Origin of the sequence: Tumebacillus flagellatus, assembly GCF_000714935.1 — a bacterium.
Taxonomy (GTDB): Bacteria; Bacillota; Bacilli; order Tumebacillales; family Tumebacillaceae; genus Tumebacillus; species Tumebacillus flagellatus.
In genome coordinates this window covers 1-25,712 of record NZ_JMIR01000045.1, presented here as the reverse complement: position 1 = coordinate 25,712, position 25,712 = coordinate 1, and the positions used below count along the sequence as shown (strand labels likewise).

28 protein-coding genes are annotated in these 25,712 nt (G+C 55.3%); 16 read left to right on the top strand and 12 right to left on the bottom strand.

What is annotated here, in order from left to right; translation table 11 throughout:
• Window positions 1–128: 128 nt before the first annotated feature.
• On the top strand, window positions 129–980 hold the full coding sequence (locus EL26_RS21335) for a GNAT family N-acetyltransferase (protein WP_238546163.1): 852 nt from the start codon (window positions 129–131) through the stop codon (window positions 978–980).
• A gap of 101 nt (window positions 981–1,081) precedes the next feature.
• On the opposite strand, the gene EL26_RS21330 is transcribed toward EL26_RS21335, so the two are convergent.
• From EL26_RS21330 to EL26_RS21320, 3 genes are read right to left on the bottom strand one after another with little or no spacing between them, the layout of a single operon-like run.
• The gene (locus EL26_RS21330; RefSeq protein WP_038094065.1) at window positions 1,082–1,621 is read right to left on the bottom strand and encodes a hypothetical protein; all 540 of its coding nucleotides are present in this window, start codon (window positions 1,619–1,621) and stop codon (window positions 1,082–1,084) included.
• Window positions 1,614–2,330, bottom strand: a complete 717-nt coding sequence (locus EL26_RS21325) for a polyprenyl synthetase family protein (RefSeq protein WP_038094062.1) — start codon at window positions 2,328–2,330, stop codon at window positions 1,614–1,616. The genes EL26_RS21330 and EL26_RS21325 overlap by 8 nt, the downstream gene beginning before the upstream one ends.
• Before the next feature lie 26 nt (window positions 2,331–2,356).
• Window positions 2,357–3,382 (bottom strand): YaaC family protein, encoded by a 1,026-nt coding sequence (locus EL26_RS21320; protein ID WP_038094060.1) that lies wholly within the window; start codon window positions 3,380–3,382, stop codon window positions 2,357–2,359.
• Window positions 3,383–3,503: 121 nt separating this feature from the next.
• On the opposite strand from EL26_RS21320, the gene guaB reads away from it, so the two are divergent.
• On the top strand, window positions 3,504–4,970 hold the full coding sequence (guaB, locus tag EL26_RS21315) for an IMP dehydrogenase (protein ID WP_038094058.1): 1,467 nt from the start codon (window positions 3,504–3,506) through the stop codon (window positions 4,968–4,970).
• Window positions 4,971–5,047: 77 nt separating this feature from the next.
• Here the strand turns inward: guaB and EL26_RS21310 are convergent, their stop codons facing one another.
• The 4 genes from EL26_RS21310 to EL26_RS21295 are packed head-to-tail and all read right to left on the bottom strand — an operon-like array spanning window position 5,048 to window position 9,828.
• Window positions 5,048–6,298 (bottom strand): polysaccharide deacetylase family protein, encoded by a 1,251-nt coding sequence (locus EL26_RS21310; RefSeq protein WP_052036665.1) that lies wholly within the window; start codon window positions 6,296–6,298, stop codon window positions 5,048–5,050.
• A 34-nt stretch (window positions 6,299–6,332) separates the two neighbouring features.
• Window positions 6,333–7,535, bottom strand: a complete 1,203-nt coding sequence (locus EL26_RS21305; RefSeq protein ID WP_173424636.1) for an MFS transporter — start codon at window positions 7,533–7,535, stop codon at window positions 6,333–6,335.
• Complete coding sequence (locus EL26_RS21300; RefSeq protein WP_052036664.1) at window positions 7,492–8,667, bottom strand: MGDG synthase family glycosyltransferase; 1,176 nt, start codon at window positions 8,665–8,667, stop codon at window positions 7,492–7,494. Before EL26_RS21300 ends, EL26_RS21305 begins: the two co-directional genes overlap by 44 nt.
• 15 nt (window positions 8,668–8,682) lie before the next feature.
• Entirely contained in the window at window positions 8,683–9,828 is a 1,146-nt protein-coding gene (locus EL26_RS21295) for an MGDG synthase family glycosyltransferase (RefSeq protein ID WP_052036663.1), read from the bottom strand.
• 361 nt (window positions 9,829–10,189) lie between these two features.
• On the opposite strand from EL26_RS21295, the gene EL26_RS21290 reads away from it, so the two are divergent.
• From EL26_RS21290 to EL26_RS21260, 8 genes are all read left to right on the top strand, one after another.
• The gene (locus EL26_RS21290) at window positions 10,190–11,428 is read left to right on the top strand and encodes a D-alanyl-D-alanine carboxypeptidase family protein (protein ID WP_052036662.1); all 1,239 of its coding nucleotides are present in this window, start codon (window positions 10,190–10,192) and stop codon (window positions 11,426–11,428) included.
• 20 nt (window positions 11,429–11,448) lie between these two features.
• Entirely contained in the window at window positions 11,449–11,586 is a 138-nt protein-coding gene (locus tag EL26_RS25640; protein WP_161780774.1) for a hypothetical protein, read from the top strand.
• Between the two features lie 118 nt (window positions 11,587–11,704).
• Window positions 11,705–12,589, top strand: a complete 885-nt coding sequence (pdxS, locus tag EL26_RS21285; RefSeq protein WP_038094056.1) for a pyridoxal 5'-phosphate synthase lyase subunit PdxS — start codon at window positions 11,705–11,707, stop codon at window positions 12,587–12,589.
• A 17-nt stretch (window positions 12,590–12,606) separates the two neighbouring features.
• Window positions 12,607–13,191 (top strand): pyridoxal 5'-phosphate synthase glutaminase subunit PdxT, encoded by a 585-nt coding sequence (gene pdxT, locus EL26_RS21280; RefSeq protein WP_038094053.1) that lies wholly within the window; start codon window positions 12,607–12,609, stop codon window positions 13,189–13,191.
• Between the two features lie 145 nt (window positions 13,192–13,336).
• Window positions 13,337–14,617 (top strand): serine--tRNA ligase, encoded by a 1,281-nt coding sequence (gene serS / locus EL26_RS21275; RefSeq protein WP_038094050.1) that lies wholly within the window; start codon window positions 13,337–13,339, stop codon window positions 14,615–14,617.
• Between the two features lie 90 nt (window positions 14,618–14,707).
• A complete protein-coding gene (locus EL26_RS21270) occupies window positions 14,708–16,009 on the top strand; it encodes an ArnT family glycosyltransferase (RefSeq protein ID WP_081857391.1) in 1,302 nt (433 codons plus the stop codon).
• 109 nt (window positions 16,010–16,118) lie between these two features.
• Window positions 16,119–17,336, top strand: a complete 1,218-nt coding sequence (locus EL26_RS21265; protein WP_038094044.1) for a DUF5667 domain-containing protein — start codon at window positions 16,119–16,121, stop codon at window positions 17,334–17,336.
• Between the two features lie 158 nt (window positions 17,337–17,494).
• Window positions 17,495–18,298, top strand: coding sequence for an undecaprenyl-diphosphate phosphatase (locus tag EL26_RS21260; RefSeq protein ID WP_038094042.1), 804 nt, complete (start codon window positions 17,495–17,497; stop codon window positions 18,296–18,298).
• A 222-nt stretch (window positions 18,299–18,520) separates the two neighbouring features.
• On the opposite strand, the gene EL26_RS25635 is transcribed toward EL26_RS21260, so the two are convergent.
• A complete protein-coding gene (locus tag EL26_RS25635) occupies window positions 18,521–18,667 on the bottom strand; it encodes a hypothetical protein (RefSeq protein ID WP_161780773.1) in 147 nt (48 codons plus the stop codon).
• Between the two features lie 495 nt (window positions 18,668–19,162).
• Here EL26_RS25635 and EL26_RS21255 point away from each other — a divergent pair, with 495 nt between their 5' ends.
• Window positions 19,163–19,591, top strand: a complete 429-nt coding sequence (locus EL26_RS21255) for a hypothetical protein (RefSeq protein ID WP_038094039.1) — start codon at window positions 19,163–19,165, stop codon at window positions 19,589–19,591.
• 93 nt (window positions 19,592–19,684) lie between these two features.
• Here EL26_RS21255 and EL26_RS21250 read toward each other — a convergent pair whose 3' ends face one another.
• From EL26_RS21250 to EL26_RS21240, 3 genes are all read right to left on the bottom strand, one after another.
• A complete protein-coding gene (locus tag EL26_RS21250) occupies window positions 19,685–20,365 on the bottom strand; it encodes a deoxynucleoside kinase (RefSeq protein ID WP_420802084.1) in 681 nt (226 codons plus the stop codon).
• A complete protein-coding gene (locus tag EL26_RS21245) occupies window positions 20,358–21,002 on the bottom strand; it encodes a deoxynucleoside kinase (protein ID WP_038094036.1) in 645 nt (214 codons plus the stop codon). The genes EL26_RS21250 and EL26_RS21245 overlap by 8 nt, the downstream gene beginning before the upstream one ends.
• Before the next feature lie 186 nt (window positions 21,003–21,188).
• Window positions 21,189–22,325, bottom strand: a complete 1,137-nt coding sequence (locus tag EL26_RS21240; RefSeq protein WP_038094034.1) for a tyrosine-type recombinase/integrase — start codon at window positions 22,323–22,325, stop codon at window positions 21,189–21,191.
• Between the two features lie 217 nt (window positions 22,326–22,542).
• Between EL26_RS21240 and EL26_RS21235 the strand changes: the two genes are divergently transcribed.
• Together EL26_RS21235 and EL26_RS25630 are read left to right on the top strand one after the other, a co-directional pair.
• On the top strand, window positions 22,543–23,709 hold the full coding sequence (locus EL26_RS21235; RefSeq protein WP_038094031.1) for a tetratricopeptide repeat protein: 1,167 nt from the start codon (window positions 22,543–22,545) through the stop codon (window positions 23,707–23,709).
• A 251-nt stretch (window positions 23,710–23,960) separates the two neighbouring features.
• Window positions 23,961–24,098 (top strand): hypothetical protein, encoded by a 138-nt coding sequence (locus EL26_RS25630; protein ID WP_161780772.1) that lies wholly within the window; start codon window positions 23,961–23,963, stop codon window positions 24,096–24,098.
• A 133-nt stretch (window positions 24,099–24,231) separates the two neighbouring features.
• On the opposite strand, the gene EL26_RS24750 is transcribed toward EL26_RS25630, so the two are convergent.
• A complete protein-coding gene (locus EL26_RS24750; RefSeq protein WP_161780771.1) occupies window positions 24,232–24,600 on the bottom strand; it encodes a helix-turn-helix domain-containing protein in 369 nt (122 codons plus the stop codon).
• 152 nt (window positions 24,601–24,752) lie between these two features.
• Between EL26_RS24750 and EL26_RS21225 the strand changes: the two genes are divergently transcribed.
• The 3 genes from EL26_RS21225 to EL26_RS26050 all read left to right on the top strand — a co-directional run bounded on the left by EL26_RS21225 (window position 24,753) and on the right by EL26_RS26050 (window position 25,593).
• Window positions 24,753–24,986 carry a helix-turn-helix transcriptional regulator gene (locus tag EL26_RS21225; RefSeq protein WP_052036661.1) on the top strand — a complete coding sequence of 78 codons (234 nt, stop codon included), beginning with the start codon at window positions 24,753–24,755 and terminating at the stop codon, window positions 24,984–24,986.
• Window positions 24,987–25,076: 90 nt separating this feature from the next.
• Window positions 25,077–25,268, top strand: coding sequence for a helix-turn-helix domain-containing protein (locus EL26_RS21220; RefSeq protein ID WP_038094030.1), 192 nt, complete (start codon window positions 25,077–25,079; stop codon window positions 25,266–25,268).
• A 10-nt stretch (window positions 25,269–25,278) separates the two neighbouring features.
• Window positions 25,279–25,593, top strand: coding sequence for a helix-turn-helix domain-containing protein (locus EL26_RS26050; RefSeq protein ID WP_038094029.1), 315 nt, complete (start codon window positions 25,279–25,281; stop codon window positions 25,591–25,593).
• The last annotated feature ends 119 nt before the right edge of the window (window positions 25,594–25,712 follow it).

Here is a 25,712-nt window from a genome sequence, read left to right as displayed (position 1 = left end):
TTTCCAGCGCCGATGGTACTCGGACCGCAGGGTCCCGGGAGAGTAGGACGTCGCGAGGCAACCAAAAAGCTCGATTCTCAGCAGAGGATCGGGCTTTTTTTGCACAAGAAGGAGTGATCGCATTGATCGTGGCCAAACAAAGCCTCACACCTGAAGAATTGACGGAAATTCGTGAATTGGTGGAGGTTTGCAACAATCTTGAAGGCATCCAGTTGAAAATGAACTGGGACATGTTGAAAGAGCGCAAAGGCGACCAAACGGACGATTTCCTCTACTGCGAAGACGGCCGGCTGCTCGGGTACTTCGCTCTGTTTGCGATCCAATCCACGGAAGCGGAAATGATCGCAGCGGTGCATCCGGACGCCCGCTGCAAGGGGATCTTCCGTCAGCTCTTCCACGCCGCCTATGAGCAATTGAAGCAGCGCACAATTCCCAAACTGCTGTTTGTCGTCGACAACAAATCGGAGAGCGCTACGGCTGTGGCGAAACACTACGGCGGTCAGTATCAGCATTCCGAATACGGAATGAAACTCCAAACCGCCAAGATTCAACCGAAGCGCCATGACAACCTGCTCGTGCGCCGTGCCACGGTCGCGGACGCTCAATTTTGCGCACAAGTGGCGTCCGATGCGTTCGGCTATCCGATCCGCCCGGCGAAAGACGCTTCGTTCTTTGAACTGCCGACCCGCCGCACGTATGTGTTCTGCCTGGGCGAAGAGCGCATCGGTACGATGCAAGTCGTGCTCTACCCGGAAACCCAAGGCGCCGGCATCTACGGATTCTGTGTCGATAAACATCACCAAGGCAAAGGCTACGGACGCCAAGTGCTTTCTGAAGTCGTGCAGGAACTCCTCCAAGACGGCTACCCGAACGTCGAACTCGAAGTCGCCTGCGAAAACAAAAACGCCCTCGGCCTCTACCAATCGATCGGCTTCGAAGAGATTGGCGCTATCGATTACTACGCCATTTCGGTCCAGTAAGGCAACGGAAAACACAACAAAAAACAATAACGAAAAGCCTCCCCTTCCCACGCGGAACGGAGGCTTTTTTTCAAACTCGAAAAGCGGAAGGACTCGAACTGCTACTGCACAACCATCCACCCGGTCAAAATCATCCCGTGAAACAACGTCATCCAAATCGTGTTCGCAAGGCTTCGGCGGATCGATTTGCGCGACCGGATGTTCACGTTCCACACCCGAATCGCCCCGAGCAATCCGCACAATACGCTGATCAGAAACGTATGCGAAACTTGCAGTGTCGCCGTCGTCCCCACCAGCACCAGCAGCAAAAAACACCCTGCCGCCAGATGTCTGGACGTTGACACGCCGTCTGCGAATCGAAGGACCCCGATCCGTCGCCCCAAAACTTTCGACCCGCGTTCACGTGCCGTCGCCAATGCACTCCACCGATGTTGCAAACGCCACGCCGCACAAAGTAACGAATGCAGCACAACCGCCCAGCCGATGTGCGGCTCCCAAGACTTCGTCCACGCCAAGTAGCCTTCGAGCAACCAACCGCCGACGGTGGGCAACGCCGCCAACCAGACCGCCCATATGCTCATCCGCCAAAAGCCCCATGGCGTGCGGCGGACACGGTCCATTCCATTCATCCATTCAAACATCGAGGAACGCCCTCCCTTTGCCCAACATGAAGGCGTCCGGCACAGCCCGCAACAGAGATTTCGTCTCTCCGTCCGGCAGTGCGGACAAACAAGACAACGCTTTTTGACGGTACAAAACGGCCGAGCCTCCATCCGACGCAACGGCCATGCCAAGCGAAAACCCGTACTGAATCAACGCCTCGCGCACCCGCTCTTCACACGCGCCAAGCAACGCCCCCACTTTGCAGCACACCGCCGTCCACCGGCCCAGCTTGCGGTACGCCAACTCCAACGCCGCATGCTCGCCCCACTCCGCCGGGTTCCACAGCAAGCGGTCCGCTTTGAAGCGGCAGGCTTCTTCGGCGATTTCCCGCGCCACCTCCGACGGCAGGCCGGCGGTCAGCGACAGCCCTTTGGCGTAGAGATAGTCGGCGATCCGGTACTGCTCCAGCGGTCGGATGCCGCCCGCCGTGCCTGCAACGCCCGACACGGGTGACTCCTCTTGCAAACGCTGTGAGAGCCAAAGCAACTCCAACGAGACGGAGGCACGGCAGAGCGCTTCCTTGCGCATGCGGTGAGCGGACGCCGCTTCGCCGGACAACCATGCCAAGAGACCCCAACACAGCCCTTCGTGATCACGCCAGTTCTCCACCAGCTGAAGCGTTACGCCGGGGGCTTCGCACAGTGCGGTTTGCATCTCCCGCCACAGTCGGTTTTCCCGTGTCGTCATGACACCGCCTCCCCTCCCGCCGCGTTTCAGGGCGTGAAAAAGATCGTCTGTTCCTGATTCAACTCGTCCAAGATCAGATTCGGAAACTTGCGCATCGACACGTTCAGAAACTCGTTGATCAAAAACGTATCGTGCGAAGAAAACGTCAAGATCATCTCGCCCCATCGCTCCGTCTCGTACCGGCACAGCATGCCCAGCACGAACATCACCATGAAGTGCACCGAAATCTCCGGCAGTACCAAGTCTCCCTCATGAGGCAGGCGAAGATGCGGCCGTCCCGAAAAATCGTGCAAAAGCAACCGATGGCCGGTCGGATTCCCGTCCACTTCGATGCGCAACAGCCCCGTCTCGCTGGGCTCTTCCGGGAAGGAAAAACGAGTCTCCTCGCCGCCGTGCCGATTGAGCAACTCCAAAAGCTCATCGCGCGTCTTCCGGGCAGACGAGACGAAGGAGCGGGGAACGTGCCAGTGCGGTTTTTTCGTGGATTCGGGTTGAAAAAAATCGAGCGGGCACACGGGGGCGGGCCCGTAGAGACGTTCGTAGGCGTGTTTGAGCTCCGGAATGACGCCGAGCAGCTCTTTCATCCGAAACGGGTGCATCGGCTGAAAGTCCGGGCCGCCGAGCGTCTGGTGCAGTGTTTGAAAAATCCCGTCCTTCTGCACGCGCACTTCGTCGTCGGCAAACGCGTAGCCGTCCCGCTTGAGTTTGCGGGTGGAGAGGCCGTGTTTGAGGACCGACGTGGTGGAGGGATAGTCGGGAGTGCGCGAAGTGATCAGGGCTTTGGAGAGCGCCATCATCCCGTAATAGAGCAAGAGCGGTTTGGTCAAAATATCACAGGCTTCAGCTGCGCGATAGTACTCCCGCGCTTGCTTGATCGAAAAAATAAACTTGGGCGTCGCTTGGTACACCCACTTCGACACCGACTCCAAGCCTTGGGCTTCGTATTGCCGGCGCAGGAACTCGCTGGTCGTCTGCTCGTTTTCGTAGTAGACAAACGTATCCCAGAGCTTGCGGTACGGTTGTTCCGACGGAATGCGAACTTGCGCTTGCATCGAGCTTCACACCCCTCTTTCACAACGTGCTTGACCTGCCTAGAGCCTATTGCTAAACTAGTCACTAATATCCACGGTCAAGGGACAATCTATACCTAACAACTTGGGGGGAATATCGGTTATGTGGCAGAACAAATTTGCCAAGGAAGGGCTCACGTTTGACGACGTCTTGTTGATTCCTGCGAAATCGGAGATCTTGCCGCGCGACGTCTCCGTCGCGTCCCGCATCACGCGCAAAGTCAAACTCAACACGCCGATCGTGTCGGCGGGGATGGACACTGTCACCGAGTCGAAGATGGCAATCGCGATGGCGCGCGAGGGGGGCATCGGCATCATTCACAAGAACATGCCGATCGAGCGCCAAGCCGAGGAAGTCGACCGCGTCAAGCGTTCGGAGTCCGGCGTCATCACCAACCCGATCTACCTCACACCGGAACACCAGCTCTACCACGCCGAAGAGATGATGGCGAAATACCGCATCTCCGGCGTCCCGATCATCGAAGCGGACGGAAAACTGGTCGGGATCATCACCAACCGCGACCTGCGCTTTGAGAAAAACTTCGGCCGCAAAATAGGCGACGTGATGACCAAGGAAAACCTCGTCACCGCGCCGGTGGGCACGACCCTGGAAGAGGCGCAGGAGATTCTGCAAAGCGCCAAGATCGAGAAACTCCCGCTCGTCGACGAGAACTACCATCTCAAGGGCTTGATCACGATCAAGGACATCGAGAAAGCGATCCGCTTCCCGAACGCCGCCAAGGATGAGAAGGGCCGCCTGATCGTCGGCGCTGCCGTCGGTGTCTCCAAAGACACGTTTGAGCGCGTGGAAGCGCTGGTGAACGCAGGGGTCGACCTGATCGTTGTGGACACTGCACACGGACATTCGCTGGGCGTCATCAACACCGTGAGCGAAATTCGCGCGAAGTATCCGGACCTCGACATCGTGGCGGGCAACGTCGCGACGGGAGAGGCGACCCGCGATCTGATCGAAGCGGGAGCATCGGCCGTCAAGGTCGGCATCGGGCCGGGTTCGATCTGCACGACCCGCGTTGTGGCAGGGATCGGCGTGCCGCAGATCACGGCGATCTACGACTGCGCGACGGTGGCGCGCGAGTACAACATCCCGATCATCGCAGACGGCGGGATCAAGTACTCCGGCGACATCGTGAAGGCGCTGGCGGCGGGTGCCGATTGCGTCATGGTCGGCTCGCTCTTGGCGGGCACCGAGGAATCGCCGGGCGAGATGGAAATCCACCAAGGCCGCTATTTCAAGGTGTATCGCGGCATGGGCTCGATCGGAGCGATGAAGGAAGGGTCGAGCGACCGTTACTTCCAAGAGAACACCGACAGCGCCAAGAAATTGGTTCCGGAAGGCATCGAAGGCCGCGTCCCGTACCGTGGGTCCCTGGCCGACATCATCTACCAAAACGTCGGCGGCATCCGCGCCGGCATGGGCTACTGCGGCGTCGCGACGATCGCGGAACTGCAGTCCAACACGCAATTCATCCGCATCACGGGTGCGGGCTTGAAAGAAAGCCATCCGCATGATGTGCAAATCGCCAAGGAAGCGCCGAACTACAGCGTGTAATTCCTTTCCTAGCTACGATACGTTAAAAGACCAAGTCCACCACACGCGGACTTGGTCTTTTTTTTACCTCAAAAAACCTACAGATAACGAGAAAAAAGTTCTTGGCGCGAGAGCACCACGTGGTACGGGACCAGTTGGTCGGTGCGCAGTTTGAGACGGTCGCCGCCGGCGGGGTGCAGGAAGAAAAGCAGCACCCGCAAGTACCACTTCGTCGCAGAGGCGAACAGGCCGCGCGACATCGAGAGCGTCTTGAACCCGAGCGGCTCCACCCCGCGGTGGATGAACGAGATGCCGTACAGCGCTTTGATGCCTTCGTTCTGCGGGTCGTTGAGATAGACCGCCGCTTCCTTGAGGACCTTTCTCGTCTCTTTGACCAGCATTTTTGCCAATTGCATTTCGGAATTCGCTTGCTCATGCAAGACCAACAAGCGGTCGTTGTTCATATGGATTTCCAGCAAGCGGTCGCCCCGCTGAATGACGGTGCCGTCCTCCAGTCGGATCGCCTCATGACCCTTGAACGCGATCGGCTTCACCATCAGCAGGTCTTCGTCGGAGCGCAGTTTTTGCACGCCGTACAAGCGTTGGAACAGGTGCTCCCACATCAGCCACAGCCGCGTGCCCACTCGTTGTCTGTCCATGTCCATCTCCTCAACTCGCGCCCAGTGCAGGTTTTGCGCCGCCGATTCCTCCAGCAAACTTCGCAACGCTTGCAGCATCACGAGCGGCGCTCCCCGCTCTGCGCCCGGCGTGTGATCCGAATCGTGCAAGACGATCACCGCGCCCGGCTTCAAGCCCCGTCGCAGACGCCCCGACAGCCGGTTCACGTCTTGCTTGCGCCAGTCGCCGACCATCACCGACCAGAGGACGATGCGAAACTTGCGCAGGAACAGGTAGTCCAGCCCGTTCAAAAGCCCCCACGGCGGTCGCAAAAGCGTCGGGCGCACGCCGGTGATCTCCTCGACGATGTCGGCCGTTTTTTCCGCGTTGCGCAGCACGAGCCGCGGGGATTGCAGCCAGTGCGGATGATGCACGTACCCGTGAATGCCGATGCTGTGCCCCTCGCGGTGCATGCGCTCGATCAACTCCGGATGCTGCTTGGCTTGCGTACCGACGACAAAAAACGTCGCCCGCACCCCGAACTCTTTGAGGAGATCCAACACACGCGGCGTATAGTCAGGGTTGGGCCCGTCGTCAAACGTCAAGGCAACAGTTGTGCTTCTGTTCTCCTTGCGCATGACGCCGATTCCGGCAACCCGGCTCAGAAGAAACGGAAGCAGGCAGTAGAGAATGACCAAGGCGAGCGCTGCTTCCAGAACCCATTTCGCCATTGATTCCACTTCCTTCTACGAAACTGTCTTGCTTCTACGATACGGTCTTGCTTTTGCCGCGAAAGAGATGTTGCAGCGGATAAAATCCATAGAACAACGCAATCGCCGCCATCACGATCGCGCTCATGATCAACGTCGCCCTCGCCGACAGCAAATCGCCGATCCAGCCGCCGAGAATCGGGCCGAACATCACGCCGATGCCCTCGACGCTGGAGAACACCGCCCAAGACACCCCTTGCTGTTCTTGCGACACCTGCGACGCCAGCAGCGCGTTCCATGCGGGCAGCACCGCCGAGTACGAAAGTCCGAGCACGATCGCCCAGAGCAATCCGCTGACAAACGAGCGACTGCCGGAGAGACATGAAAGCGAGACGGCAAACACCGCAAAGCCGCCGACGAGAAACCAGCGTTGCCCGAAATGGTCGGAGAGTCTGCCCATTGGAATCAAGCCCGCCACCGCGCATACCCCGCCGAACAGCAACAGCAGGGAGTACTGCGAATAGGTCAAGCCCATCAGCGACGTCACAAACGACGGCAAGATCGGGACGAGCATCCCCGCCGCAAGCGTTTGCAAGATCATGCCGGGCAGGAGCGGCCCCATCGCCTTCAGACGAAGCGCGAGGTCGGCGAGCTGGTCGCGCAGAGGAGCGGACAGCGCGTGATGCTCCGTCGGCTTCGGTAAAAAAAGCGACAACACGAGAGCCGCGCCTGCCAATCCGAGCAACAGCCAAAACGCCAAGGGCGCGTTGCGGTCGAGCATGAAGTTCGTCAAAAAAAGCCCTCCGCCCATCCCGCCCATCCATGCGGTGTAGATGGCGCCCAACTGCGTTCCGCGCTGGTTTTCTTGCAGATAGGACACGCAGACGAGCCACACGGGAGAGAGCCCGACGCCGTAGAGCGTCGTGGCGATGACGAGCCACCAGGAACTTGAAAACAGCTGCATGGAAAGCAAACTGAGCAGTCCGAGGGCCAGTCCGGCGGGAAGAATCCAACGAAACGAAAACCGGTCGAGCAAATATCCGCTGACCAGTTTCAACAGCGTGTCGGCGGCGTAGTGCGCGGTGACCGCCACGCCGACCATCGACACGGAAAACCCGAGTTTCGTGACGCCGTACGCGGGCAAGTAACTCATCAAGACAGCCGCCCGCACAAATTCCACGAGAAACAGCATCAGCAACATCGGGAGCATCAAGTTAGGGATGTTGAACAAGTTCTTCGACTGCTTCGCGGGAGCCACGATGTGCGATCCCTTCTTTCCAAGAGGTTTTGATGTCGGCCGCCACCCGCTCGGCGGAACGCGATTGGCCGAGTGTGGATCGGCCTTGCATGCGGGAGAGCAGCGAGCCGTCGCGCAGCAGCCGGAACACGTCATCCAAGTCGCGGCGGTCGCGAATGACGCGCGCCGCTCCCTTGGCTTCCAGATAGCGCGCGTTCTCCAACTCCTGTCCCGGCACCGGCGAGAGGATCAGAATCGGCAAGTGAAGGCTGAGCGCCTCGGCCAACGTGATCCCGCCCGCCTTGGTGACGAGCAAGTCCGCGCTCTTCATCAACTCTTCCATCCGTTTGACATACCCGAACACCTGCACGTCGGGCAGGTTCGCCGCCACCGCTTGCAACTCTGCGCGGACCGCTTCATTCTGCCCGCAGGCAACGAGCACTTCCCAGCCCTGTTCGGCGAACGTGCGTATGATCTCCAGCCAGTTCCACGAGACGCCGTACCCGCCTGCGGAGAGGAGGATTTTTTTCTTCTCCGGGTGGAGGCGGTAGCGCTTCTGAAGTTCGCGCTTCTCGGCTTGCGGGTCTTCTGCCAGAGCAAATCCCGAGCGAATCGGAATGCCGCTGACGACGACTTGGTCGGGGTGAATCCCCGCCTGCACGAGTTCGTGCGCCAAGTCGTGCGTGGCGACGTAATACTTGTCGATCTCCGGGTGAATCCAGCGGTTGTGCAGCACGAAGTCGGTCAGCACGGCAAACGTCGGAATGCGATGCCCGGTCTGCCGGCGAAATTCCGGCATCGCCAGCATCGGAAACGTGTTGATGACGAGATCGGGCTGGAGCGCGTCGATCGTTTTCTTCAAGGTGTGGAGCCCGAAGGAATTGAACTGGCGCGACAGAACTCCTTCGTGCGTCATGTTCCGCGTGCGGTAGTAACTCCAGCCGTACAACGTCGGGAACAGCGTGAACGATTTCCGGTACAAAAACTTCGAGAGCGAATCCACCCACGGGTGCGCTTCATGGAACAGATCCAAGAGCACGACCTGCGCAACGCCCGCTTCTTCAAAAGCGGTCCGCAACGCTTCGGCGACTTGGATGTGCCCCGCCCCGTAGCGGGCGTAGAGGAGTAGAACGACTGGGTCTCGCGGCTGCATGTCGAGGCTCCTTTCCTATTGGTAGAGAGACACCGGCACCGGAGCAAAAAAACGCTCCAACAGCCGCGCCGCTTCTCGGGCGGAGTCTTTGTGCCCTTCCCGGGCGGCGGCGTGTTTCATCTGCAAGCGCAACGCGTCGTCTTGCAGGAGCAGGCGCAGGTTTTCGAGGAGCCGTGCTTTCGAGGCGGCGGCGAGCGCGACGCCGGACCCGACGAGGTAGCGCAGGTTGTCTTCTTCCTGGCCCGGGATCGGTTTGTAGAGCAGCATCGGGATTTCCAGCGCCATCGCTTCCGATGTGGTCACACCGCCGGGTTTGGTCAGCACGAGGTCGGCCATCGCCATCCATTCCTGCATATTGTCGACGAAACCGAGCACCTTCACCCGTTCGCGGTGTCCGCCCAGCACTCGTTCGATCTGCGCTCTGGCTTTTTCGTTGTGCCCGCAGACGATGACGAGTTGCACGGGCGTCGGCAGCGTGTCGAGCAGTGCCTCATCAAACAGGTCTTCGCCAAACAGCCCGAACCCGCCGCCGAGGATCAACACGACCGGTGTGGTGGGGCGTAGTCCGTGCACCATGCGCAAATGGTGCTTGGAGTAGTTTTTTCCAAAAGCGGGACGCACCGGGATGCCGGTGACCTCAATGCACTCGTGCGGGACGCCCGAGGCGACCAGACCGTCTTGGACGCGTTTGGAGCCGACGAGGTAGAGATCCGTGCCGGGGTGAATCCAAGAATGGTGAACCGTATGGTCGGTGATGATCGTCACGAGCGGCACGTCGGTGACGTGTTGTTTGCGAAGATGCGACATCGCGGCGGACGCAAACGGAAACGTGGAAACCACGACATCCGGTTGTTCGGCTTGCAAGAGATGTTCCAGACGTTTAAGCCCGAAGTTGGTCAGTTCGTTCAAAAAGTGCGAGGAGATCGTGGGTCCGTACGTTTTCCGATACAGGAAGCCGTAGAGGGAAGGCAGCTTTTTGAGCGCTTGCAAGAACACCGTTCGCGAAATCGGGTGCAGGCGAGGGTGCAGGCATTCCATCACGTTGACGACGCGGGCGTGCAGGCCGGGGTAGTGTTCCGCCAACACCCGTTGCATCGCCTCCGCGACTTGTTGATGGCCTTCGCCGAAATCACTGGTTAAGATCAAAACACGAGCAGACATCCTTCATCCCCCTCTTCCTGTTTCTCTCGTTCCTAAACCAGCAGTATACCGAGGAAAGATGAAAACTTATCAAAAGAAGAGAAAATAGTGGCTGACAATCGTTCGTGTTCCTAAATATATAGGATGAAACACGAACATGTCGGAAAAAAGTCATCATGATCACAGTTTGGCTCGAATCGGACAAAAAATTGACGGGTCGGTAATACTTATGTTTCCAACTCGCGGCATTTGTCTTTTTTCTGTCATACATGGAAGCCGTACTTGTGCTGTCTAACTATGGTATAATCTCATATGTCTGTTCAGGACAAACAATCACGCAATTGTGCGATAAATTCCAAGGGACTGGAGGAGTGTAGACACAATGAAGAAACGTTTCTGGACGAAAACCGCCTCTGGCGCCTTGGTCGCGGCGCTGTTGATGGCCGTCGCGGCACCGAGCGTGCAAGTTGGTCCGGTGCACCTCGGGGCGATCGCGGCGTATGCGGAAGACAACAAACCGGCGGCGGCCGATCTGCAAATCGACTCTCCGGCCGGCCTCTTGATGGACGTGAAAACCGGGCAACTGCTCTGGACGAAAAACGAGCATGCCAAGCGTTACCCGGCATCTGTCACGAAGATCATGACGCTCTTGCTCACCTATGAAGCGGTGGAAAAAGGCGAGAAGAAACTGACCGACGTCGTGCCGATCTCCAACAACGCGTACGGTGTCGAAGGCTCCAGCGTCTGGTTGGACCCGAAGGAAAAATGGACCCTGCAAGACATGATTGAATTTATCGCGATCCCGTCGGCCAACGACGCCTGCGTCGCGACCGCAGAATTTATCGGCGGCAGCGAACAAGCTTTCGTCGACCGCATGAACAAAAAAGCCCAAGAGCTCGGCATGAAAGACACGCACTTCGCCGACTCCAACGGCTTGCACGACCCGAACCACTACAGCTCCGCGTACGACATCGCACTGATGGCGCGCGAACTGATCACGAAATACCCGCAAGTGCTCGACATCACGAAGATCCAGAGCAAGACGATCCGCGACGGCAAGTTTAAGTTGGAGAACACCAACCACGTGCTCGGCAAGATTGAGGGCATGGACGGTCTGAAGACCGGCTTCACCGACGAAGCGGGCAACAACCTCGTCGGCACGGCACAGCGTAACGGCATGCGCTTGCTTGGCGTGGAACTGGGTGCCAAGGACGACAACATGCGCGTCAACGACTCGATCAAGATCTTGGAGTACGGCTTCGCGAACTACAAACCGACGACCGTGATCAAAAAGGACGAGTCCGTATCCGACCTCGCCCCGATCACCTCCGGTGTGGAGAAAGAAATCGGCGCTGTCGCCAAGGACGACCTGATCATCGCAACGAAGAACGGCGCTCCGGACATCACCAAGAAAGCTGTCTACCAAGACGTCACCGCTCCGGTGAAAAAGGGACAAGTCATCGGCGAACTCGATGCGGTCCAAGACGGCAAGACGATCGCGTCCGTTCCGCTCGTGGCGGCTCAAGACGTGGAGAAAGGCTCGTGGATTCGCCTGATGTTCCGCGGCATCGGCAATTTCTTCGGCAACCTGTTCTCCTCGATTGGAAACCTGTTTAAATAAGTCGAAGTGAGGGAATCTCTTTGAATGCACCCGCATGGTATCTGATTTCTTCGATCGTGCTGTTCGTCATCTTGATCCCCGGCGGCTTTTTCATGTTCCGCGCTTTTTTGCGGCGTATGGCCCCGGAGAATCAAGAGAATACCAGAAACCAGGGATAACCCCCTGGTTTTTTGCCTATTCTTGTCACGTTAGGTGTACTAGGTTACAATGGATACTTGAAAGGCAAGGACATACGTTCACCACTCACTTTCCATATACAGGAGGCGCAATTACCCAATGATCGAAACTGGTACTACTCGTGTCAAACGCGGTATGGCGGAAATGCAAAAGGGCGGCGTTATCATGGACGTCATCAACGCGGAGCAGGCGAAAATCGCCGAAGAAGCGGGCGCAGTTGCCGTCATGGCGCTGGAACGCGTTCCGGCTGACATCCGTTCCGCCGGCGGCGTTGCTCGTATGGCCGACCCGACCATCATCGAGGAAGTCATGAACGCGGTCTCCATCCCGGTTATGGCAAAAGCTCGTATCGGTCACTTCGTAGAAGCGCGCGTCCTCGAAGCGCTCGGCGTCGACTACCTCGACGAGTCCGAAGTTCTCACCCCGGCGGACGACAAATTCCACATCAACAAGCGCGAGTTCACCGTGCCGTTCGTTTGCGGCTGCCGCGACCTCGGCGAAGCGCTCCGCCGCATCGCAGAAGGCGCGTCGATGCTCCGTACCAAGGGCGAACCGGGTACCGGCAACATCGTGGAAGCGGTGAAGCACATGCGCACCGTGCAAGCGCAAATCCGCAAAGTCACCTCCATGTCCGAGGACGAAATCATCGCAGAAGCGAAGAACATCGGCGCGCCGGTTGAGCTCCTCCTGCAAGTTCGCAAAGACGGCAAACTGCCGGTCGTCAACTTCGCGGCAGGCGGCGTGGCAACTCCGGCTGACGCAGCGCTGATGATGCACCTCGGCGCAGACGGTGTCTTCGTCGGTTCCGGTATCTTCAAATCGGAGAACCCGGAGAAGTTTGCTCGTGCGATCGTCCAAGCGACCACCCACTACAACGACTTCAAACTGATCGGCGAACTCTCCAAAAACCTCGGCATCGCCATGAAAGGGATCGAGCTTTCCACCCTGTCGCAAGCTGACCGCATGGCGGAACGCGGCTGGTAAGAAAGAAGGAACCCGGAATGAAAATCGGCGTACTGGCCCTGCAAGGCGCTGTCGCAGAACATATCAAGAGCTTGGAGCAAGCGGGTGCTGACGAAGTCGTGGCGGTCAAATGGCCGGCCGACCTCGAAGGGCTCGACGGCCTCGTCCTGCCGGGCGGGGAGTCCACCACGATCGGCAAGCTCATGAACAAATACGAACTGATGGAACCGGTCCGCGAGATGGCGAAAAACGGCGTGCCGATGTTTGGCACCTGCGCAGGTTTGATCTTGCTTGCGGAACGCATTCACGGCCAAGATTGGTCGCATCTCGGCGTGTTCGACGTGCTCGTCGACCGCAATTCGTTCGGCCGCCAAGTCGATTCTTTCGAGACCGATCTCGATGTGAAAGGCTTGGAGGGTGACGAGAAGTACCGCGCCGTGTTCATCCGCGCACCGCACATCATGGAAGTGGGCGACAAAGTCGACGTGCTGTCCACGTTTCACGACCGCGTCGTCACCGCCCGCCAAGGTCACATCCTCGGCGCGTCGTTCCACCCGGAATTGACCGACGATGTGCGCCTGCACAAGTACTTCCTCTCGATGGTGGAGGAAGCGAAGAAGTAAGAGGTTCACGAAATGAGGAGCGTCCTTGGCGGCGCTCCTTTTTTCATGAGTGCGCGTTTGAATTTGGGGGAGACTGTGTGATACACTAGTAACAGTTTGTCTTATAAAAAACGACACGTTTACATACAGGAAGGATGACTCTCCCATGTTGGACCCGAAACTTTTGCGCAACGAACCGGAACGCGTTCGTCAGGCGCTGAACAACCGCGGGGAATCGACCGCGGCTCTCGATGAATTCCTCGATCTGGACAAGCGCCGCCGCGAACTGCTCGTCGAAGTCGAGCAACTGAAAGCGCGCCGCAACGCGGTCTCCCAAGAAGTCGCCAAGATGAAGAAAGCCGGCGAGAACGCCGACGCCATCATCGCTGAAATGCGCGAAGTCGGCGACCGCATCAAGGAATTGGACGAAGAGCTGCGCACCGTCGAAGAGCGTGCCAACCACCTGCTGCTCGTCATCCCGAACATGCCGCACGAATCCGTCCCGCAAGGTCTGACCGAGGACGAGAACGTCGAGATCGCACGCTGGGGCGAACCGCGCCAGTTCGATTTCGAGCCGAAGCCGCACTGGGAATTGGCGGCCGACCTTGGCATTATCGACTTTGAAGCGGCTGCCAAGATCACCGGCGCCCGGTTCGCTTTCTACAAAGGGGCGGGGGCTCGTCTGGAGCGCGCGCTGATCTCTTTCATGCTCGACATTCACACCACCGAGCACGGCTACACCGAAGTGCTGCCGCCGTTTATCGTCAACCGCGCGTCGATGACCGGCACGGGCAACTTGCCGAAGTTTGAGGAAGACGCGTTCAAGTTGGTCGACACCGACTTCTTCCTCGCGCCGACGGCAGAAGTTCCGGTGACGAACTACTACCGCGACGACATTCTCACCGCCGAGCAACTGCCGGTGTACTTTGTCGCGTACACCCCGTGCTTCCGCTCCGAAGCGGGCTCGGCGGGCCGCGACACCCGCGGTCTGATCCGCCAGCACCAGTTCAACAAAGTCGAGATGGTCAAGTTCGTCTCGCCGGAAACGTCCTACGACGAGTGGGCGAAACTGGTGCGGGATGCCGAGACGATCCTGCAGCGTCTGGAACTGCCGTACCGCAAGCTCGACATGTGCTTTGGCGACCTCGGCTTCGGCGCCGCGAAGAAAAACGACCTCGAAGTGTGGCTTCCGGAGGCGAACACGTACCGCGAGATTTCGTCGTGCTCGAACTTCGAAGATTTCCAAGCGCGCCGCGCCAACATCCGCTTCCGTCCGGAAGCAGGTGCCAAGCCGGAGTTTGTGCACACGATCAACGGTTCCGGTCTCGCGATCGGACGCACCGTGGCGGCGATTCTGGAGAACTACCAGCAAGCGGACGGTTCGGTGAAGATTCCGGACGCGCTCGTGCCGTACATGGGCGGAATGACCCGGATCGTGAAGCCCTAGAACGCAGTACCCTGAAATCGGAGAAAAAATGAACCCCCTCCCTGCCGAGGGGGTTTTTTGGCAGGAGACAGAGGAGAGGGATATGCACAGATGACGAGGAGACAGGGGATCGTCTTGGGGACCATCCTCGCCGTGGGGTTCGGGTTGCGGCTGTGGATGATCTTGGCGCTCGGCGACAAGTTGATGACCGATTACGATGACAAAATGTACGTGCAGAGCGCCAGACGGCTGCTGGAAGCGGGGGTTTTTACGTTCGGCAGTTACATCGACCAGCCGACGGTGTTCATCCCGCCGCTGTTTCCGCTCTTGTTGAGCGGGCTGTTTGCGATCTTCGGCTCCGGCGAGACGGGGTTGCAGGCGGCGAGGATCGTCGTGGCGCTGATGGGCACGGGATCGCTTTTGCTCGTGGTGCGTCTGGGCGGGATGCTGTTCGGGCGCATGACGGTGCAGGCGTCCGGCGAGTGGTTCGGTTCGCGGACGGTCGTGGAAGCGAAGAGTTCGAAGAGCGGCATTAACGCCGGACTGATCGCGGCGGGCGCGCTGGCGGTGTATCCGCCGTATATGCTCGTCAACTGCGCGCTGCTGACGGAGACGATGTTCACGCTGTTGGTGCTGTGGTTTTTTATCCAGCTGTTCCGGGCGGTGGAGTCGAAGGAATGGCGGGATTTCGTGTGGGCGGGGCTCTTGCTCGGACTCGCGACGTATGCGCGGCCGACGATTGCGCTGTTGCCGATCGCGGTGGGCGTGTACTTGTGGTTCCGGCGTGATTTTCGCTTCAAGCAGGCGTTTCTCGTCGGCACGGTGTTGGTGGCGATGCTGTTCGCGGTGCTTTCGCCGTGGATTGTGCGCAACTATCTGGACTTCCATCGGATTATTCCGCTGACCAAGGCGAGCGGGAATCCGTTTTTGACCGGGACGTACATCAACCACGACGTGTGGGCGAACGGGCATGACGAGGAGTTTCCCGACTACCCCAAGGGGTGGAAGAAAGTCCCCGGCAATCTGGTGGCCACCGACGACTTGCTGATGTCGCTTGGCAAGCAGCATTTGAAGGAACAGTTCGAGAGCGACCCGTGGGCGATGGTGAAGTGGTACACGTGGGGCAAGTTCAAAGCGTACTGGGACGGCACGTTTGACTGGGCGGACGTGTTGAAGGAGTGGCGAGGGACGCTGCACAACGTGCACCGCGTGATGCTCGGGATCTCGTTGCTCGGGATGATTTGGGCGTTTGTGCGACGGGAGCGGTACGCCTGGATGATGGCGCTGTGGATGGCGTATTTCACGGCGTTGCACATGGTGTACGTGACGAGTCCGCGTTACGCATTGCCGCTGTTGCCGTTTGTTTTTTTGTACGGGGCGTATGTGTTTGTCAGGAAAAACCCTTCGCGGTAAGCGGAGGGTTTTTTTGTTTTTTTCGACAAGGACACCCATAAGGGGCGGGTGGGGGACGTATTGTCTCTAAACAGAAAAAGCTACACAGACAAAGGGGATGCCAACCAAGATGAAAATGACAAAAAAACTCCTGACTTCTTCCACTCTGATCGCCGCTCTGGCGCTGGCGCCGGTCGCCGCGTATGCAGACGGCGTGACGGGCACGACGACGGCAGGAACCACGACAACGAGCACGACGACCTCGACGGACGGAACGGCCACTGCGACTTCGACGGTGGAAGACGTTCAGCCGGGCATGACGCCGGATTCGTTCTTCTACTTCTTCAAACAGCTGGCTCGCGACATCAACTTGCTCGTGACCTTCAACGATGACAAAAAAGCAGACCTGCTCCTCCAATACGCCAACGAAAAAGCGGCGGAACTGAAAGCTCTCGCGGCCAAAGGCAACAACAAGTACGACGAAGAGCAAATGAAAGAAATCGAAGTCCTGCTCACCCAAGCCAACGACCTGCTGGAAAAAAAGGACGGCGCTGACACGGCAGACAAGCAAGACGACGCCGATCAAACTCAAACCGACAGCACGGAAAAAACGGAAGCGGGCACCACGACTTCGACCGATACGCCGAGCACCACGGACGCAACGGGCACGGTGACAACCGGGACGGAAAAGACCGGAACCGCAACGTCGACGACCTCGACCGATTCCACCGCAACGTCGTCGAGCACCACGAACACGACGACGGACGATCAAAAAGTCGGCAAGATGAGCCCGGAACAAGCCATCGCCATTCTGAAGTCGCTGTTGGACAAGCTGCCGGAATCCGGCCGCAAGGGTGTCGAGAACGCGATCAAGCACTTGGAGAAGAACCTCGAAAAGCACAACAAGCACAAGCATCAAGATGATGAAGATGCTCAAGGCGATAACGACTCCCAAGGCGATGATGCGAAATCCGGCACCACCACTGACCAAACCGGCACCGGTTCCGCAACCGACTCCGCAGGTACGACGAATACCACCGGCACGGCAAGCACTCCGGCGACCGGCACGCCGTCCACGGACAGCACTTCGACCGCGCCGACGGCACCAACTTCGGACGCTGCCGCAACTCCGGCACCGAACCAGGCTCCGGCTCCGGTCGTCACGATTCCGCTGAACGAGGAAGCGAAAACCGCCACCACGACGCAACCGCAAGAACAAAAACACCAAGCGCATCACGACAACGGCAACCACTACGGCTGGAACGTTCCGCAAAACCCGCACCACCAAGACAACAACAGCCAAGGGAACAACGACCCAGGAAACAGAAACGAGCACGGCAAAAAGTAACTGCCGCCTAGCTTAAAGCCAAAACCCCTCTTCCAAATTCGCGGAAGAGGGGTTTTATTTCTTTACATGATGTACGTTGAAATTTATCTCAAATAGGCATACTCTACTAGAGGAATACTCTTCCGACAACGACAGACGAAAGGCGAGGATTTCTGCACATGAACGACATCCTGATTGCGATCCTGTTAGGGATTGTGGAAGGTTTGACGGAATTTCTTCCGGTCTCCTCCACCGGGCACCTGATCTTGGTGGGAAGCCTGTTCGACTTCGAAGGCGATGTGGCGACGACGTTCAAGATCGTCATCCAGCTGGGCGCGGTGCTCGCCGTGCTGATTCTCTACTGGAAGCGGTACATGGACATCTTGAAAGGTCTGGTCACCCTCAACTTCCGGGAAAAAAACAAACTGAACGCCGTGCACATGATTCTGGCGATGATCCCGGCGCTCATCGTGTACCTGCTGCTCAAAGACTTTATCAAAGACGTGCTGTTCAGCCCCGCCACCGTTCTGATCGGGTTGGTGATCGGCGGCGTTCTGATGATCATCGCAGCGCGCGCCAAACGCAACGTGACGGCGGAAGACACGGACGACATCTCCTACAAGCAGGCGTTTGGCATCGGCCTGTTCCAATGCCTCGCGCTCTGGCCGGGCTTTTCGCGCTCCGGTTCGACGATCTCCGGTGGGATGTTGCTTGGGACAAGCCAGAAAGCGGCGGCCGACTTCACGTTCATCATCTCGGTTCCGGTCATGCTTGGGGCGACGGCGCTCGACCTGTGGGACAGCCGGGAATACCTGACCTCCGACGCGATGCTGTTGTTTGGAATCGGGTTCATCGCCGCGTTTGTCGTTGCGATGATCGCCGTTGTAACGTTCTTGAACTTGATCAAGCGCTTGAAACTCGAATGGTTTGCGGTCTACCGCTTCGTGATCGCGGCGCTGTTCTTTTTCTTCTTGCTGAAATAAGCGCGCGCGTTCGGCGGTGAGGCTGTAGTCTGGAATGGGTTGGTGGTACCGCTGGAAGTAGCGTGTGAACTTGCTGCTTATGACGCGAGGAGCATCCTTCAAGAAAAGGAAACCATCGACTATGCCTTTGCCTATACTGCGGGTAACATCTATCAATAAGAATAAAAGCGATAGAAAAAGAGAGAGGGCGTGGTCTGAGCCTTCTCTCTTTTGGTATGGAGGTTAATAATCAAGGCAATCGATATCGTTATCGTATGGGCAAACTCCCGAGGATGCAGATGCAGGTTGGGTATCAAGGCTGAAGAAGCCTACAGCTGCAACAGCAGCAAACACGCTTGCCAACAAGATCATTTTGATTTTCTTGGACATAGTATCACCTCCTTTTTGTTAAAAATATTATATTCAGTTTTCGATTAAAAATGCAAGTTGCAGACCGTTTGGTGGGAGGTAGAGTTGTTGACGAACAGAATGGAGTAGACGGAGTCGGGAAGATCACCTGTCTGCGAATTGTGGGCGGGTGCGTGAAATAGAAAAAGCGCCCAGTTAGGGTGCCGCCTCCGCGCAGCAGTGGCGGTCAGTTTAGAAACGATCGTGCGCGAGGACATGGAGCGCCGAGGTACAACCGCAACGCGGTCACCCACGGTCTGTACTCGAAGTTCCTTCCAAACGACAAAGACACTCGCGAAATACTGACGATGATATGCTCTGGTCCATGGTCGAGATCAAATACCACAATCTGGTCCGATCGATGCGAAGGCTCCTTCCCGTGAGGGCAGGAGCCTATTTTATGAGGAAGTTGTGAGGGAGGAGCTCTGGTCAGCGGGAGGTGAGCGGCGTATGATAGAACTGGGAGGGATATCCAGTATGCGTACACTCATCGAAGGAATCCGGCTGGCGGGGCTGAATGCGGGGTACATCGCGCTCAGTGTTGCGGTCGTTGTCGGAACGATGTTGTTGGCAGGTTTGTATCTGAGGGGGATCTGGTTCAGCTTGGCGCTGATGTTGGCGCTGGTGCTGTTTGCGGTTGCCGGCATCGCGTATCTCTACGGCTGGCTGAGGTACACCTGCCGCTTCCACCGCCCGAAAGCGTTCCTCATCTCGCTGATCGGCGTGCTCCCCAACCTCTACCTCTGGCTCGGCTACTCCACGTGGGTGAAACTCTTGCCGGGGGCGGAGGACGAAAACTGCGGCGGCATCTTCCTTTTTGCTGGTGTGTACCTGATCTTCCTGCTCTCCTCGATCGCCCTGCCCGTGCTCAGCGCGTTCGTCGGACGCAAAGCTCATGCTGCCTAAAACCAACCAGCCAAGCCTGCACAAGCATAAAAAAGCATCGGCCCGCCCTCACAGGCTCCGATGCTTTTTTGATGAGTTCAAGAATGAAAAAAACTACGCGCGCACGCGGCGGTTGTTTTGCGAGATGCGTTGCGAGATCTTCTCCAGCACGTGGTGGATCGAGTCGCGGTCTTGCACCACATCGTACTCGTTGATGTTGATGCGGATCACCGGGCAAGCGGTGAAGTTGTTGATCCAGTCCTCGTAGCGGCGGTACATCTCTTGCCAGTACGCGATGTCGGTGTTCTGCTCCATCGGGCGGCCGCGCTCGTGGATGCGGTTGATGACGTCCTCGAAGCTGCCTTCCAAGTAGATCAGCACGTCCGGATGCGGGAAGTACGGCGTCATCACCATCGCTTCAAACAGTGAAGTGTACGTTTCGTAATCAGTTTCGCTCATCTTGCCTTGCTCATAGAGCATCTTGGCAAAAATGCCGGTGTCCTCGTAGATCGAACGGTCTTGCACAAACCCGCCGCCGTATTCGAAGATGCGCTTTTGCTCCTTGAAACGCTCGGCGAGGAAGTAGATTTGCAGGTGGAAACTCCACTTCTCAAAATCGTTGTAGAACAGATCGAGGTACGGGTTGGTGTCCACTTTCTCAAGCGACGTGCGAAAACCGAGCGTCTCCGCAAGCGCCATCGTGATCGTGGACTTGCCGACGCCAACCGTGCCGCCGATCGTGATCACCGCGTCGCGGGGAATCCCGAAGCGGTCGAGTACATCAATGTTAGGCATGTGAGCGCTGCTCCTTTGCGAGAATCGAATCGATTTGGTCAAAGATGTATTGAAGATCCCCCGGATTTTTTACAAAATCCAGTTTGTCCCCATCGAGCTGCAGCACCGGAACGTCCGGGTTCTGGAGCTTGTAGCGGGAGAGGAACAATTCGTAATCATCGCGCAGATGGCGAATGTAGTTGGGGTCCATATTGGTCTCAAATTCGCGGTTGCGCTTGGCAATGCGGGACATGATCGTCTCCACGCTTGCCGACAGATGAATGATCAACGTCGCTTTGGGCATGTCGGATGTGAGGATGTCGTAAATTTTCAGATACTTGTCCAATTCACCCATATGCAAAGTGCGGTGCGCGAAGATCGTGTTCTTGAAAATGTTGTAGTCTGACACAACGGAGCGGTCTTGCTTGAGGTAATCGTTCGAGATATCGGCTAACTGCTTGTACCGGTTGCACAGAAAAAACATCTCGGTTTGGAAGCTCCACTCCTCGATGTTTTCGTAAAAACGTCCGAGGAACGGGTTTTCCTCGACGATCTCTTGCAGCAGTTGAAAACCGTACCGTGCGCTGATGGCGCGCGCCAAAGACGTTTTTCCGATCCCGATCGGTCCTTCAACTGTGATGAACTGGGTTGACGACATCGAAGTCCCTCCTGCACGTTACTAGTCAGAGTTGCATTGTATCATAGTTTTGACTCTCAATCGAGTTGAATCGTAACTTGTCAGAGTTTGTTGTATAATGCGAACGAATCCTGAAAACCCTTTTGATACCAACGTTTTCTGGACTGGATCGAGAGAAACTTCTAACATTCTTCTAACGTTGGATGCTCAAATAAGATTTCTCAACGAATCTTCTAAGCGTTTCGCGGCTCCTGCGTGAGCTTCGGGCATGACGTGGCTGTAAATGTTCAAAGTCATCGACGCATCTTTATGACCTAATGACTCCTGAACGATTTTTATGTTCTCGCCATTGGCAAGGAGCTGACTAGCGTAGAAGTGACGAAGGCCATGGAAATTGAAATCCATCCCAAGTTTTTTTGTTGCCTTTGTGAATCTCCTTGACACAGCCTGTGGGCACATTGGTCGCCCGTCTCCAGAGGGGAAGACGAGGTCATTATCTTGATAGGAGGATCGCAACCTCATCTTACTTTCTAGGAGCTGTTTCTTCCGGCGTTTCAAAAGAGCGACAATCGCGTCTGGAAGGGCCACTGTGCGCCTGCTAGAGTCCGTTTTGGGTGAATCCTTGATAATCAGACCCTGACCCGTCACTCGAAGCACTATGTGCCTTACAGAAGCCGTTTTCGACTCAAGATTTACGTTACTCCATTTGAGCCCCAGCACCTCTCCGATCCGCATACCTGTCATTGAGGTAAAAAGGATGATGTCCTTGTCGTCCGGAAGTTCTTTGAACACGTCAAGGATTCTTTTGAGATCGGCAGGTGTCATTACCTCGAACGGCGCTTTTTTGTTCTTCGGAGGCTGGGTAGCCAGAACGGGGTTGCTTCCGATGAACTTCCATGTCACCGCATACTTCAGAGCCGTTTTCAGCGTAGTGTGGTAGTTTTGAACTGTAGAAGCCATCAACCCTTTATTGATCAGCGAAGTGTAAAATTCCTGAATGACAGAGGGTTTTAGATTCTTTAGTTTGATATGCCCCAGTGCCGGTTTGATGCTGCCGTTGATCGCGTATCGCTTGCTCTCGATCGTCATATCAGACCAATTCGGCTTCACGTAGTTCTCTAGCCAGTAGTCCAGGTATTCACCGAGAGTCATGTTGGTGGGCTCAACATACGAACCTTCGGCGTTGTACTTGGCCAAGAACTCCGCGCATTTCTTCTGAGCTTCTTTCTTAGTCGTACCACCCGGAAACCACTTAGGCTTCTTCTGGCCTGTCTTGGGATCGATCTCGCCGACCCGAAGAACAAAGTACCATCTGTTTCCTTTCTTTTGGAAGCTACCTTGCATGTTGCGCCTCCTAATTTTGAGATTTGATTGGTACTCCTATTTTACCAATTTCGTGGTAGAATGGTTAGGAGATTTGATTGGTAAAGAAGAGGCTGCCGGAAACGGCGGCCTCTTCTTTTTGTTTACCATAAAAATTAAATGAAAATTGCCTCGATTATTTCGTGATGGTAAAATAATGGTTGCTGAACTGTTCGAATCTATCATGGAGGTGAGAAGTGTGACTGAACAAAGTGAGTACGAAAAATCGCAATCAATAATTCGGGATAATCTAAAAAAATTTAGAGAACGTAATAAATTGTCGTTGAGACGCTTTGCAGATGCAGTTGGTTATTCCCACACTCATATTAGCGATGTTGAGAAGGGAATAACGGATGCTACCCATTCTTATCTCAAGCGTGTTTCAAAGGCATTCAGAATTCCAATAGCATTCTGGTCTGCAGCAAACGGAGACCAAGAAGATCTTATCCAGTATATCGAAGACTCACTTTCTGGTCGTGGGGACTTAGATCGCGCTTTGGACAAGGCGGATGTTTTGATCTCCGAATCGAAAGGCTCACTTCAGCTCATTAACTCATTGAACCTAAAAGGTAGAGTGTATTTGCAGTTAGGGCAAAGGAAATTGGCGTTAGAATGCTGGCAAAAGGCTAAAACTTTTTTGCTAGATGTGAATGATAGTGATATGACATTTTCTGTATTGTTCAATATTGCGTTGTGCCATTATCATTTGCATGAGTATGATAAAGCGCTGGATATGCTGGAAATTGTAGTGGAAAATTGTCCTGAAATGTCTCGGCCTCTTGCGTTGCAATTGAAAGCGAATATCTATGCAAACCAAAATGATTTTGAATCATCCCTATCATTGCATTCTTCGGTTCTTGAGATTTATCGTGCACATAATTTGCATGAGCATATCATAGAATCACTTCATAACCTCGCAGATATTGACATGAAACTAGGGAATCCTTTAGAAGCAATCAATCGGTATGAAGAGGCGCTTTCCATAGCGTACGAAGTGAATCATTATGACATGATTTGTAGAACTGCCAATGACTTATCTTCCGGGTACTTAATGCAAGGTAATTCTGACATTGCTAAAGACTTACTAGAAAAGGCCATAAAAATCGTAGGCAACAGAGCTCCCGTTCCTTTGTTAGCGGCGTTGTTCCTGAAACTTGCAACAGCAGAAGAAGACCACAAGCGAAGAGCTAAGTTTTTAAAAACGGCATTTGATGTAGTTAAGATGTCTGATGACCACTCGTTAATTCATGATATTAGCTTGGAATTAGCGAGCATTTATCATGATGAAGGTGACGTGGAGTCAGCGTTGCGGTATTATAAAATTGCATCAATATCATACAAAAGATTTAGTGGGGTGATGAAATGAGAAAGATCGCTGCGCTTCTCATCGCGTCTGCATTAGTAACAACTCTGTTTGTTGGTGTTGGCAATGGCTCTAAGGTAGCGGAACAGGCGCCGCCCGGGCCGCAAAGTATCACCTTTTCAACAAATCTGTAAAGTCAAGCACCAAAATAGACCCAACTGTAAAGTGAGTTGTGCTGAACTCGTGTAAAAAAACCTCTGCATCGTTTATGATCTAGTTAATAGATCGAACGAAAATTTGCGGAGGTTTTTCTTATGTCCGAAAAGAATAAACTTGCAATACCCGAAGACTTCCATCCTTCGTTTGATGATCTTCGTGAAGAACATCAAACCCTATACAATATTGCTCTTTCTGCTGCAAACCAGAACGGCGTGGATGCACAAACAGCATAAGTCAAAACAACAAAGACCCACTATGCCTAGTGGGTCTTTTCTTATCTAAATTCCTAGTGATTGTGAATATCCAATAGAAGCACAAAGCCACGGTTTATACCGTGGCTTTGTCTGACCGGCGAACGGCGAAGTATTATTTTTCGTTTTGCATCTCTTTCTTGGTTTGTTCGAGTTGGAAGCGCAACTGTTCGGCCATGTGTTTCGAGCGCTCCGGACTCCATCCGTAGACGCGGCAGTTCTCAAAGTCCTCGATCATCTGTAGATATAACTTTTCAGATCGCTCCCGATCTTCTTCCTCTGTCAACTCACGCTTCTTAGATCGTCCCTTTAAATAATCCATCGTACAACCGAATAAATCAGCAAGGGCTTCAAATGTGTCTAAGTCGGGCGACCTATGCCCTTGTTCCCAGCTTGCGTAAGTCGTTCTGCTTACACCTATCTTATCGGCTACATCGTCTTGTTTCCATCCTCTTTTTAAGCGTTCTTGACGCAGAATTTCCACTTTGGTCGCCCCTTTCATTGCTCATTATACGACGCAATACGCGTCAGAAAAATAAATGACGCAAAAAGCGTCTATTTTTATTGACACGACGCAATATGCGTAGTAGTATGAAGTCACAGAGATGACGCATTTCGCGTAGTGGAGGTGATAATATGAAACGAGATTGGCTAGTAGAACGCCGCCACAGCCGTGGTTTATCTCAGTTGCAGGTAGCTGAAGGTGCAGGTATCTCTCGCACTTACTACAGCGAAATCGAGAATGGCAAGAAACCTAGCGGTTCCGCAGCGTTTTCTATTGCGAGTTTCCTTGAATTTGATATGTCTCTTTTTTTTAAGGTAAATGACGCATTTCGCGTAGTTGATGGGCACGCTGCAACATCGGCGTAGATGACAACTATTCTCTTAATTCTAGCAAACATTTCTAGTTTCGAGAATAGGAAGCGTTTAGAAAGTTAAGATCACCCGGAGGTGAAACCGATGGAGATCAACGGAAAGAAAGTGCGCAAGTTACGCAAGCAGCGCGGCTGGATTCAAAAGGAGCTGGCAGAGGGCATCTGCACTGCGTCCATGATCTCGCAGATCGAGACGGGCAAGGCCAGAACGTCTGCTTATGTGATCCAGCGGATCGCTGCGAAGTTGGGCGTTTCGGAAGACGAATTCAAAAAGTGAGGTGAACCAAATGAAAGACGCATCTAAACTCGCTGACGGTCTGTTCGACCGGATCGAAAAAGCGATGCAAACCGCAAGCCACACTGAACTGACTGACTTGCTGAACGCTGCTACTGGCTTCCTGAACATCATGGCACAGCAAGACACCATCACAATGAAGGACGTTGCTAAAATCCTTGGCATCGGTGACCGGCGCGCATATGAGCTTGCGCACCGAGACGACTTCCCCGCCATCTGGATCGGCGGCTCCGTTCGGGTAAACCGCATGGCCTTCTATAACTGGATGTCGCAGCGCCAGGTTGTCGAGTTCGACGAAGCAGCATAAAAATCGCTTTTGTTTCAAGCGCAGGGAGCCATGCATTGCCCGTGAGTCGCGTCCCGACAGATCGACGGCCTGAAAGGTGGGCCGACCAAGAGTGAAAGCGAGGTGAGGGCCGATGTTTA